Here is an 11455-nt window from a genome sequence, read left to right on the forward strand (position 1 = left end):
TCACTTGCAACTATCTTAAACCCCCAGTCGGGGCCGCCGTCAACTCAAATTGGAGAGATTTTTGGCCAGGACCTCTGCAAGCCAGCCTCCAGCGCGGCCGCGCAGCGCCGTGGACGCGGACGTGCGCGACAATGCCGCGCCAGGAAAGAAGCGCCTCGACCTCTTCCACTTCATGCCGTTCCGCCTCAACCGGCTGGCGGCCGAGGTGAGCTCGGCGCTATCGAGCGAATATCAGGCGCGCTACGGCCTCGACATTCCGGAATGGCGCGTGCTCGCCACGCTGGGCTTCCGCAGCGATCCTTGCAGCGCGCAATACATCGCGCACTGCACCCGCACGCATAAATCCACCATCAGCCGCGCGGTGTCGGCGCTGATGGAGCGCGAGATCGTCGAGCGCGTCGAGAATGCCGACGACCGCCGCGAATTCCGCCTGCAGCTGACCAAAAAGGGCCAGGCGCTGTACGAAGAGCTGATCCCGCGCCTGCTGCGCAAGGAGCAAGAGATCATCTCCTGCCTGTCCGCGCAGGAGCGCCGCGATCTCGGACGCCTGCTCGGCAAGATCGAGACCAGCCTTGAACTGGTGCAGACCAGCGAAGAGGCCGACGCGAAGGACGTGTATTAGGCGGCGCACTCCGCTGTCGTCCTAGCGAAAGCCAGGACCCATACTCCGCGCCCGGTGTCGTGAACACGAATCGTCGTTCCAGCGAAGCGCAATGAGCGACATTTGTGGTAATGGGTCCTGGCTTTCGCCAGGACGACGCTGGGGGTTGGCTTCGAGCCTCCCGAATACAGGTCATGCCGGGGCAAAGCGCAGCGTCGAGCCCGGAATGACGACGGAGGGAATTACGCCCCGCCGATATGCTTCGCAATCACCGGGAAGTAATTGTCCTTCGATCCCTTGTCGATCGCCTGCTGCAACACCGTGCCGATCAGCTCCGCGCCGCGGATCGTGATGCCGGCGTCGGCCGCCAGTTCCAGTGCGTAGGACAGATCCTTCAGCGCATATTCGGTCGAGAACGCGCGCTCGGGAAACACGCCTGGCACGATCGCCTTCATGCCGTGATTGCGCAGCGTAAAGCTGTCCGCCGAGCCCTTCGACAGGGTATCGAGCAACAGCTTCGGATCGACGCCATTGTGCTTTGCCACCGCGACGGCCTCGGCCAGCGCGTTCACGGTCTCGAACAGCACCATGTTGTTGAGGATCTTGGTCACCTGCCCGGCGCCGACCTCGCCGCAATGGGTGACGTCGGTGGCAAAGCAGCGGATCAGCCGCTCGATCGCGGCATAGAGCGCGGGCTCCGCGCCAACCATCACGCTGAGCGTGCCGTCCTGCGCTGCCTGCCGCGTGCGCGCGATCGGCGCGTCGGCCCAGGCCACGCCCTTGGCCTGCAATTGCCCGGCGAAGTCGCGGGTCTGGCTCACCGACGACGTACCGAGATCGACCACGATCTGGCCGCTCCTCACGTTCTTCAAAATGCCGTCGCCCTCGAACACCGCGCGCACATGCTTGGCGCTCGGCAGGCAGAGGAACAGCACGTCGCTCTGCCTGACGACGTCGGCGACCGTTTCAGCCACCTCGGCGCCGTCAGCGCGCAGCCGCTGCAGCGGTTCGGCCGACAGGTCGAACACGACGACGCGCTCGCCGCTCTTCCTGACCAGGTTGCGGCAAATCGGCTCACCCATCACGCCGAGGCCGATGAACCCGAGAGTCTTATAGTCAGTCATATCGCTTCTTCTTTTTGACGTTTCTTGAGGTGTTGTGCATGCACCCCGCCCAAACCGGCGAGGTTATTTCGCGAACGATCGCGACGGCGCCAGATGCAGCGCGAACGCATCGACCTTGTCGCTGGCGCGCGGATAGATCTCGCTGACGATCGGATCATGGCCGGGGATGAAGCGGTCCGGATGACCTGCGAGCCGCTCGACGGTCTCCCAGCCCTGCGCCATATCGCCGACATTGTAGACGATCGGAAACGGGCTGCGCTTGTGCAGGTTGGCATAGTAATGCGCGGCGTCGGATGCCAGCACGACCGGGCCGCGCGGGGTCTCGACCCGCACCACTTGCAGGCCGTCGGAATGGCCGCCGACGCGGTGCACGGTGACGCCGGGCGCGATCTCGCCGTCACCGGAGTGGAAGGTGACGCGCTCGCCATAGACGTGACGCACCATCTGCGTGACGTGTTCAATGGAGAACGGATGGCGCAGCATGCCGTTGCACATGCAGCGGCCGGTCGCGTAGCTCATCTCGCGTTCCTGCAGATGGAATCTGGCGTTCGGGAAGCGATCGAGATTGCCGGCGTGGTCATAGTGCAGATGAGTGACGATGACGTCGCGGATCGCATCGGCACTGACGCCGAAGCCGGCCAGCGCATCGACCGGATTGAGCGTCAGCTTGCGGGCGCGCGCCTTGGCCTCCTCGGCGTTGAAGCCGGTGTCGACCAGAATGTCGCGGCCGTGGCCGCGGACCAGCCAGACGAAATAATCAAGGTCCTGCGCGGTGGTGTCGTGCGGATCGGGCACCAGGAAGTTGAGGTGAGGCGTGCGCGGCGACATCGTCGCATAGCGCAGGGCGTAGATTTCGTAGGCGTTTCCCATCGGTTTCGCTCTTGTTTGCGTGGCTTGTTTTGCACGGCTTGCCGTCCCGACCACAAAGCCATCGCCTCGCGCAAAGGTCAAACCGCGCGAAGTGCGACGAGCGCATGACAGGGGGCGAGCGCCTCTGTGAGTGCAATCACATTATCCGGTCGCAGGAACCCGCACTATGCCACGACGGCGATGGCGGCCATGATCGCAGCTGTTGCACTGCGGCCTCGCCATCACCGCCGCGATTAGCGATGGCGCCGCAAGCCGTTGACGCGGGTTTGGCCGTGGTTTGATAATGGGTTTTCGTGAGAGCGTTTTCGAGCGAAGCCTGTCCCGCACTTGATGCGGGATGGCCACCGGCTCGCGTCAAGAAAACGCGTCAAAACAAGAATCTAGAGCCCCGTTCCGATTTCCATCGGAACGGAAATGGCTCTAGAGTAAGGTCCCCGAGGCGCAGGCTCGAAGCGGCGCCATTTCATTGGAAGCCGCGATCTGGATTTGCCGCGATTATGAAAATCCGCCTTGCCTTGCTCGCCACGCTGATTTTTTCAATCGCGTCGCCGACCCTGTCCTTCGCCGCCGGCGACCGCTTCGCGCTGGTGATCGGCAACGCCAAATATCCCGACGCCGACGCGCCGCTGAAGGAGCCGATCAACGACGCGCGTGACGTCGCCGACGAGCTCAAGCGCGACGGCTTCACCGTCGAGGTCGGCGAGAACCTGACCGGCGACGGCATGCGCCGCGCCTTCGAAAGGCTCTATGGCAGGATCAAGCCGGGCTCGGTCGCCCTGATCTTCTTCTCGGGCTACGGCATCCAGTCGAACCGGCAGAGCTACATGATCCCGGTCGATGCCCAGATCTGGGCCGAAGCCGACGTTCGCCGCGACGGTTTCAGCCTCGAGACCGTGCTCGGCGAGATCAACAGCCGCGGCGCCGGGGTGAAGATCGCCCTGGTCGACGCCTCGAGGCGCAACCCGTTCGAGCGCCGCTTCCGCAGCTTCTCGGCCGGGCTTGCCCCGGTGATCGCGCCCAACGGTACGCTGGTGATGTATTCGGCGGCACTGTCGTCCGTCATCTCGGACAATGGCAGCGACCACAGCCTGTTCGTGCGGGAACTCCTGAAGGAGATCCGCACCCCCGACCTGATGGCGGAGGAAACGCTGAACCGCACCCGCGTTGGCGTCACCCGGGCCTCGCGCCAGGAACAGGTGCCGTGGATCTCGTCGTCCCTCGCCGCGGACTTCTCGTTCATTCCAGGCGGCGCAGCCATTCCTGGTGGCGCAGCCAGTCCAAGCGGCGCGGCGGGGCCGTCGACCGCTGCACCGGCTCCCGCGCCTGCCGCATCGCCGTCGCCCGAGGTGGCAGCCGCGCCACCGGTTTCACCTCCGCCTGCGCCGCCTCCGGCGACCACGCCGACGCCACCCGCGGCAACCGCGCCGACGCCGGCACCGGCGCCGCCGAAGCCGCCCGTCGCCACAGCGCCGACCTCACCGCCGCCCCCGCCAAAGGCGCCCGAGATCGCGCTGCCGCCACCTGCGCCACCCCCACCGGTGGTGATCCAGCCGACCCCGGCGCCGAGCAGTTCGCCTGTGCTTGCCGACGATCCGACCATCAAGAGCCTCAGCGAAAAACTGGACAAGAACCCCGATGATGCGGCCGCGCTGTACCGCCGCGGCCAGGTCTATGCCAGCAAGGGTGCCTACGACCTCGCGGTGAAGGATTTCACCAATTCGCTGCGGCTGAACCCGAAGGACGTCGAGGCCTATAACAACCGCTGCTGGGTTCGCACCGTCATCGGCGACCTGCAGGCGGCGCTGAAGGACTGCAACGAGGCGCTGCGGCTGCGCCCGAATTTCGTCGACGCGCTCGACAGCCGCGGGCTGATGAACCTGAAGGGCGGGCAGAACAAGAACGCGATCGCCGATTTCGACGCTGCGCTGAAGATCAACCCGCGGCTGACCTCGTCGCTGTACGGGCGGGGCCTTGCCAAAAAGCGCAACGGCGCGGTCGCGGAAGGCGATCTCGACATCGCCAACGCCAAGGCGATGGATCCGAATATCGTCAAGGAATTCGCCGACTACGGCGTGCAATGACCAATCGAACGAGGCCTGCCCGCGACTCGAACCGCTGATGGAATTGCACGACTAATCAGAGGGTGCGTGCCGGGCACCGCTGCCGGCAATCGATCTGAATAATTGCCTGGAACCGCGCCAGCTCGCGCAGGGGGGACCGAAATGTTCAAGCCGTCGGCAAAGGCCGCGATCCTTTCAATCATGACCGCCGGCATCGTGCTGTCGTTCGGCATGACCGCCGTCCGCGCCGGTGACAACGTCACCGAGGACCAGATCATCAAGGCGCTGACGCCCGACAAGAAGTCGCTGACCCGCGGCCTGTCGGCCGGCCCGCAGACCACGTCGCCCGAGCTGAACGCCGACCAGGCCAAATTCGTGCAGAGCGTCCGTGGCCGCGCCACCCGCTCGCTGTCCTCGGCCGAACGCGAGGAAATCGCGACCATCGTCCAGGACAAGCCCAAGATCGATCTCGAGATCAACTTCGACTACAACTCCGCCGACATTAGCGCCAAGTCGCTGGCGTCGGTGCAGGCGCTCGGTCGCGCCCTGACCAATCAGGATCTGAAGGGCTCGACCTTCGTGGTTGCCGGCCACACCGACGCCGCCGGCGGCGAGGAGTACAATCAGGGCCTCTCGGAGCGCCGCGCCGACGCCATCAAGCGCTATCTGGTCGACAAATACGGCATCAACGGCACCGATCTCGTCACCGTCGGCTACGGCAAGAGCAAGCTGAAGGACCCGGGCCACCCGATGGCGGACGTCAACCGGCGCGTGCAGGTCGTGAATATGGAAAACAAGGCCACCGCCTCCAAGTGATCTGGAAGCGATGGGCGTGGCGGACCGCCTTTTTGCGGTTACAATGCGTCCCGCACCCCGGCGGGGCGCATTTGCTTTTGGGTCAATGCTTTGGACCGAGGTCCTAAGCGGCCCACACGTGACCCGCCTCACATGACGTCAGGGCATGATCCCCAACAATGGACACCGGCCTATCGCATGCTCAAACAAATACGATGGCGGGCGGGATGAGACTTCGACGAACACCCATGGCGCGACACGTTCTGGCGCGACAAGTTCTGGATTGATCCGGTGATGAATTTTTCCCAATACCTCAAGCCTGCGCTCGGCACGCTGTTTGTCATCATCCTCGCTGTCGCCTATTACGCGTTCGAGCACCGCTCCCATCCGGAGGAGAAGGAGACGCCGGGCCAGGCGCTGGTGGTGGTGACGAAGTCGACCAATGCCTGCTTCTCCGACATGGTCCGCGTCACCGGCTTCATCGTGCCGCGCCGCGAGGCTCAGGTGAATGTCGACCAGGAAGGCTCCAAGGTCACCGACGTGTTGGTCCGCGAGGGCGATACCGTGACCGAGAACCAGGAACTGGCGCGGCTGACCCCACCGCCGCAGCAGGCCGCTCAAGGCAATGCCAAGCCGATCGTGCTGCGCGCGCCGGCGGCCGGCCTTGTCACTGAGGTGCGCACCGCACCGGGCGCGCCGGCCTCGCCGCAGGCGCCGCCGATGTTCAGGATCTCGATCAACAACGAGATCGAGCTCGACGCCGAGGTACCGGGCTTCCAGCTGCTGAAGCTCAACCCCGGCGCCAATGTGCGGATCAGCCGCGACGATGCGCCCGACATGGTCGGCAAGGTCCGCCTGATCTCGCCGCAGATCGACCGCACCACCCAGCTCGGACATGTCCGCATCACGATCAACAACAATCCGACGCTGAAGGTCGGCATGTTCGCGCGCGCCAATATCGACGCCAAGCGCTCCTGCGGCGTCGCGGTGCCGCGCACCGCGATCGACCGCCTGACCTTGCAGGTCGTCAAGGGCAACACGGTCGAGACCCGCCGGGTGCGCGTCGGGCTGACCTCCGACACCTCGACCGAAATCCTTGAAGGCCTCGACGTCGGCGAAATCGTCGTGGCCGATGCTGGCACCTCGCTGCATGACGGCGACCAGATCAAGACCATGTTCGCCGACGAACTCGATCGCACTCGGACACGGTAATCGGGCACGCTAATGGCTTTGAACATCTCGGCATGGTCGATCCGGAACCCGCTTCCCTCGATCGTCTTCTCGATCATCCTGCTCGTGCTGGGCTATGTCTCCTTCACCAGGCTCGCGGTGACGCGGCTGCCGAGCGCCGACATTCCGGTGATCTCGGTCGCGGTCTCGCAATTCGGCGCCGCGCCGTCCGAACTTGAATCGCAGGTCACCAAGACGATCGAAGACGGCGTCTCCGGCGTGGAGGGCGTGCGCCACATCTCCTCATCGATCACCGACGGCCTGTCGGTGACCACGATCCAGTTCGCGCTGGAGACCAACACCGACCGCGCGCTCAACGACGTCAAGGACGCGGTGACGCGGGTCCGCGCCAACCTGCCGCAGAACGTCACCGAGCCCTTGATCCAGCGCGTCGACGTCATCGGCCTGCCGATCGTGACCTATGCCGCGATCTCGCCCGGCAAGACGCCGGAGCAGCTCTCCTATTTCGTCGACGACGTGGTCAAGCGCGCGCTGCAGGGCGTGCGCGGCGTCGCCCAGGTCGAGCGCATCGGCGGTGTCGAGCGCGAGATCCTGGTCTCGCTCGATCCCGACAAGCTGCAGGCGGTGGGGCTCACCGCGGTCAATGTCAGCCAGATCCTGCGCGGCACCAATGTCGACGTCGCCGGCGGCCGCGCCGAGATCGGCAAGAACGACCAGGCGATCCGGACGTTGGCCGGCGCCAAGACGCTGAACGAACTCGCCGGCACGATGATCCCGCTGTTCGGCGGCGGCGAAATCCGGCTCGACGACCTCGGCACCGTCACCGACACCATCGCCGACCGGCGCACCTTCGCCCGCTTCAACGGCGAGCCGGTGGTCGCGCTCGGCATCAAGCGCTCCAAGGGCGCCAGCGACGTGGTGGTCGCAGCCGCGGTGCAGAAGCGGATCGACGCACTGAAGGTTGCCTATCCCGACGTCGATCTCAAGCTGATCGACACCTCCGTCGAGTTCACCAAGGGCAATTACGAAGCCGCGATCTCGACCTTGTTCGAGGGCGCGATCCTCGCCGTCATCATCGTGCTGCTGTTCCTGCGCGATATCAGGGCCACGATCATCGCGGCGGTCTCACTGCCGCTGTCGATCTTCCCGGCATTCTGGGCGATGGACCTGCTCGGCTTCTCGCTCAACCTGGTCTCCTTCCTCGCCATCACGCTGTCGACCGGTATTCTGGTCGACGACGCCATCGTCGAGATCGAGAACATCGTCCGCCACATGCGGATGGGCAAGTCGCCCTATCGTGCCGCGCTCGAAGCGGCCGACGAGATCGGCCTTGCGGTGATCGCGATCTCGCTCACCATCATCGCGATCTTCGCGCCGGCGAGCTTCATGTCGGGGATCGCCGGACAGTTCTTCAAGCAGTTCGGCATCACCGTGTCGGTGCAGGTGTTCTTCTCGCTGCTCGCCGCGCGCTTCGTGACGCCGGTGCTGGCCGCCTATTTCCTCAAGCACCATGACCACGACGACCCGCCGCCCGGCCCTATCCTGCGCGGCTATCACAGCCTCGTCGCCTGGTCGGTGAAGCACCATTACATCACGGTGCTGATCGGCTTTGCGGTCTTTGCCGCGTCGATCTGGAGCATCACGCTGCTGCCGCAGGGCTTCCTGCCCGCGCAGGACACCGCGCGCTCACTGCTCGCGATGGAGCTGCCGCCCGGCTCGCAGCTCGCCTACACCGAGAAGGTGACCGAGGAGATCGTGGCGCGCTTGCGCAAGCGGCCCGAGGTGAGGAGCATCTTCGTCGACGGCGGCCGCGTGCCGCCGGGCACGCAAGAAGTGCGCCGCGCCGCGCTGATCATCAACTACACGCCGAAGGCGGACCGCAAGATCACCCAGCGCGAGCTCGAGCTTGCGATCGGCAAGGAGCTCGAGAACGTTCCCGATATCAGGTTCTGGTTCCTCGACGAGAACGGCCTGCGCGCCATCTCGCTCGTCGTCACCGGCACCGACAGCAACATCGTCAACAACGTCGCCAGCGAACTGGCAACGCAGATGAAGCGGATCCCGATCATCGCCAACGTGATCTCGGAGACCGCGCTCGACCGGCCCGAGCTGCGCATCCGTCCGCGCGCCGAGCTCGCCGCGCGGCTCGGCGTCTCGACCGAGAGCCTGTCGCAGACCATCCGCGTCGCCACCATCGGCGACGTCGGCCCGGCGCTGGCCAAGTTCGACGCCGGCGACCGCCAGGTGCCGATCCGCGTCCAGCTCGAGGACAATGCGCGCAGCGACCTGCAGATGCTGGAGCAGTTGCGTGTGCCGCTCGGCCAGCGCGGCGAACGCGGCGGCGTGCCGCTCTCCGTGGTTGCCGACATCCAGCTCGACCAGGGCCCGACCAGCATCAACCGCTACGACCGCGAGCGGCAGGCCACCGTCGCCGCCGATCTGGTCGGCAATGCCGCGCTCGGCGACGCCACCAAGCTGATCTACGACCTGCCGGTCATGAAGAGCCTGCCCAAGGGAGTGAAGGTCAGCCCGTCCGGCGACGCCGAGAGCCTCGCCGAACTGTCCGACGGCTTCGCCACCGCGATCACCGCCGGCCTGATGATGGTCTATGCCGTGCTGGTGCTGCTGTTCGGCACCTTCCTGCAGCCGATCACCATCCTGTTCTCGCTGCCGCTCTCGATCGGGGGCGCGATCGGCGCGCTGCTGCTGACCGGCAAGCAGCTCACCACACCGGTGTGGATCGGCATCCTGATGCTGATGGGGATCGTCACCAAGAACGCCATCATGCTGGTGGAGTTCGCGGTGGAGGCGATCCGCGACGGCAAGGCGCGCGAAGACGCCATGATCGACGCCGGCATGAAGCGCGCCCGCCCGATCGTGATGACCACGATCGCGATGGCCGCCGGCATGATGCCGTCGGCGCTAGCGTTCGGCGCCGGCGGCGAATTCCGCTCGCCGATGGCGCTCGCGGTGATCGGCGGCCTGATCTTCTCGACCGTGCTGTCGCTGGTGTTCGTGCCGGCGATGTTCATGGTGATGGACGATATCGGCAGCCTGATCTGGCGCTTCGGCAAGCGGCTTGTCGTTTCGCACGCCGACCACGAGCTGACCCCGAGCGAGCATCCGGCCGACGAAGCCAAGAAGCCGCCCGGCCCACCGAGCATGATCTCACCCGCCGCGGAATGAGCCGAGGCTGGCGCCCACCGCGTCATCGCTCGAAATCGGGTCCGCAACTGCTGAAGGTTGCCTGTTCAATTGTATTCCCGAAATGGTAGCATGCCTCATTCGACATTTCTGAGGGAGCGGCATCATGGCCGATCGGGAAGCAGTACGCAGATTGATCGAACAAGCCTACGCTGCACGAGGCAGAGGGGACGTCGCCGGCATCCTGGCTGATTTTCATGCCGAAGCCTCGTTTGAGCTTGTCGGCGACGACAAGCTGCTCGTGGTGGCCGGCGCCACGCGCGGTCACTCGAATCTTACGCAGACATTGACGCAATTGTGCGCGGCATTCGAGTTTACCAAGCGCGAATATATCAGCTTCCTGATCGACGGTGACCGCGCGGCCGTCCACTCGCGCGTCACAATCCGCTTCGTTCCAAAGAACCACCCGTTCACCACCGATATGCTCGACCTGTTCACGATCCGCGACGGAAAGATCGTTGAACTGATCGAGTTTGCTGATACCGCCCTGATAAAGCATCTCACTTCCGCATAGCACCCGCAAAGCAATAGCCCCGCAGCCAACGAGGGACTGCGGGGCTCTGCAGGTGGATCCGGCCGGAACGTGATGGCGGAGCTCGACAGCCAGGACCGCGAGCAGATTAGTAGAGCCTTGTGCGATAGGCTTCTTCCATCGCCTTCTCGGCGACCTCGACCTCGACGGCGGCGGTCTGCTCGGCGATGATCCGGCCCAGCGTCGGGAAGCTGTGGCGCTCGACCTGCGTGGCGGGACTCCAGAGCTTTGAGCGCATCAGCGCCTTGCCGCAATGGAAGTAGGTCTCATCGACATGCACCTTCACGCCGATGATCGGCGTGACGTTCTGCACCGTGAGTGGCGTCAAGAGGTCCGGCTCCTGCGAAATCTCCGCCCGCCCGTTGACGCGCAGCGTCTCGTTGATGCCGGGCACCAGGAAGATCAGCCCGACCCCGGGCGAGGCCAGGACGTTGCCGAACGTATCGACCCGGTTGTTGCCGCGCCGGTCCGGGATCAGCAGCGTCTTGTCGTCGAGCACGGAGACGAAGCCCGGCGCATCACCGCGCGGGCTGGCGTCGGCATGGCCCTTGCCGTCGCTGGTGGCGATGACGAGGAACGGCGACAGTGCGATGAAGTCGCGGCAGAACTTGTCGAGATGATTGAGGACCTTCTTCTCCGCGAGCGGGCTCACTTGCCCGAAATGCGCGCGCAGATCCTCCTGCGACTTGACCGGCGGCTTGCCGTCCGTGTTCTGGCTGTCCATGACCGACTCCCTTTGGTCGGTCTATACCGTCGCCCGTTAAGAAGCTTCCAGGCGACTGATCTGGAATCGTAATTTGGCTGGAATGACGTTCTGAGATTGCAAGGTTTTGGTGTTTTGTGCATCGGAAGCTTGCAATTTCGTTTTCGAGATTCCCTCGACGGGCGAAGCATGATTCCCTGTCCGCATCGGAGGGCACGATGCGGCCGAAGAAGCACAAAACGACGGGAGCGAACGATTTTTTCCGGGCGCGGCTCGACCAGATCATCAATCTGAAGCACGAGCTGGTCCGGCTCACCGGCAAGATCGATTGGGACTGGATCGACGGCGAGATCGCGCCGCTCTACAGCGAGAACG

8 protein-coding genes and 2 pseudogenes are annotated in these 11455 nt (G+C 64.8%); 7 read left to right on the forward strand and 3 right to left on the reverse strand.

The window, feature by feature from the left end; genetic code table 11:
- Positions 1-61 precede the first annotated feature (61 nt).
- On the forward strand, positions 62-622 hold the full coding sequence (locus K359_RS0117825; protein WP_371261162.1) for a MarR family winged helix-turn-helix transcriptional regulator: 561 nt from the start codon (positions 62-64) through the stop codon (positions 620-622).
- 221 nt (positions 623-843) lie between these two features.
- Here K359_RS0117825 and K359_RS0117830 read toward each other — a convergent pair.
- Both K359_RS0117830 and K359_RS0117835 read right to left on the reverse strand, forming a co-directional pair.
- Positions 844-1728, reverse strand: a pseudogene (locus K359_RS0117830) (NAD(P)-dependent oxidoreductase); the annotation flags it as partial.
- Between the two features lie 60 nt (positions 1729-1788).
- Positions 1789-2595, reverse strand: coding sequence for an N-acyl homoserine lactonase family protein (locus K359_RS0117835; RefSeq protein ID WP_029080570.1), 807 nt, complete (start codon positions 2593-2595; stop codon positions 1789-1791).
- 497 nt (positions 2596-3092) lie between these two features.
- Here K359_RS0117835 and K359_RS0117840 point away from each other — a divergent pair, with 497 nt between their 5' ends.
- The 5 genes from K359_RS0117840 to K359_RS0117860 all read left to right on the forward strand — a co-directional run bounded on the left by K359_RS0117840 (position 3093) and on the right by K359_RS0117860 (position 10359).
- Positions 3093-4676: a caspase family protein gene (locus K359_RS0117840; protein WP_029080571.1), complete on the forward strand. Its 1584-nt coding sequence runs from the start codon at positions 3093-3095 to the stop codon at positions 4674-4676.
- A 141-nt stretch (positions 4677-4817) separates the two neighbouring features.
- Positions 4818-5471, forward strand: a complete 654-nt coding sequence (locus K359_RS0117845; protein WP_029080572.1) for an OmpA family protein — start codon at positions 4818-4820, stop codon at positions 5469-5471.
- A 273-nt stretch (positions 5472-5744) separates the two neighbouring features.
- On the forward strand, positions 5745-6662 hold the full coding sequence (locus K359_RS0117850) for an efflux RND transporter periplasmic adaptor subunit (protein ID WP_029080573.1): 918 nt from the start codon (positions 5745-5747) through the stop codon (positions 6660-6662).
- 12 nt (positions 6663-6674) lie between these two features.
- On the forward strand, positions 6675-9827 hold the full coding sequence (locus K359_RS0117855; protein ID WP_029080574.1) for an efflux RND transporter permease subunit: 3153 nt from the start codon (positions 6675-6677) through the stop codon (positions 9825-9827).
- Between the two features lie 124 nt (positions 9828-9951).
- On the forward strand, positions 9952-10359 hold the full coding sequence (locus K359_RS0117860; RefSeq protein WP_029080575.1) for a nuclear transport factor 2 family protein: 408 nt from the start codon (positions 9952-9954) through the stop codon (positions 10357-10359).
- 106 nt (positions 10360-10465) lie between these two features.
- Here K359_RS0117860 and K359_RS0117865 read toward each other — a convergent pair whose 3' ends face one another.
- Entirely contained in the window at positions 10466-11101 is a 636-nt protein-coding gene (locus K359_RS0117865) for a pyridoxamine 5'-phosphate oxidase family protein (protein WP_029080576.1), read from the reverse strand.
- Between the two features lie 197 nt (positions 11102-11298).
- Between K359_RS0117865 and K359_RS61305 the strand changes: the two are divergent.
- Positions 11299-11455: pseudogene (locus K359_RS61305) on the forward strand (IS5/IS1182 family transposase); the annotation flags it as partial.

This window comes from Bradyrhizobium sp. th-b2, from assembly GCF_000426785.1.
Taxonomy (GTDB): domain Bacteria; phylum Pseudomonadota; class Alphaproteobacteria; order Rhizobiales; family Xanthobacteraceae; genus Bradyrhizobium; species Bradyrhizobium septentrionale.